The sequence below is a fragment of the Streptomyces sp. URMC 126 genome (assembly GCF_051386555.1).
GTDB lineage: Bacteria > Actinomycetota > Actinomycetes > Streptomycetales > Streptomycetaceae > Streptomyces.
Map to the genome: position 1 here is coordinate 1 of NZ_JBPQTX010000958.1, position 264 is coordinate 264.

Here is a 264-nt window from a genome sequence, read left to right on the forward strand (position 1 = left end):
GGCCCAGGCGCTCCAGCTCCGCCCCACCGACCGCGTGCTCGAGATCGGCACCGGCTCGGGCTACGCCGCCGCGGTGCTGAGTCGCCTGGCGCAGATGGTCTACACGATCGAGCGCTTCCCGGAGCTGGCCCAGGGCGCCTACGAGCGCTTCATGCTGCTGGGCTACCGCAACATCGAGGTGGTGGTGCGCGACGGCACCGCCGGGCTGCCGGAGCTGGCCCCCTTCGACGCCATCACCGTGGCCGCGGCGGCCCCGCAGGTGCC

1 protein-coding gene is annotated in these 264 nt (G+C 74.2%); it reads left to right on the forward strand.

The window, feature by feature from the left end; all coding sequences use genetic code 11:
* Positions 1-264, forward strand: a 264-nt coding sequence (locus ACSNOK_RS34660) for a protein-L-isoaspartate O-methyltransferase family protein (protein ID WP_436784684.1), incomplete at both ends; no start/stop codon positions are given.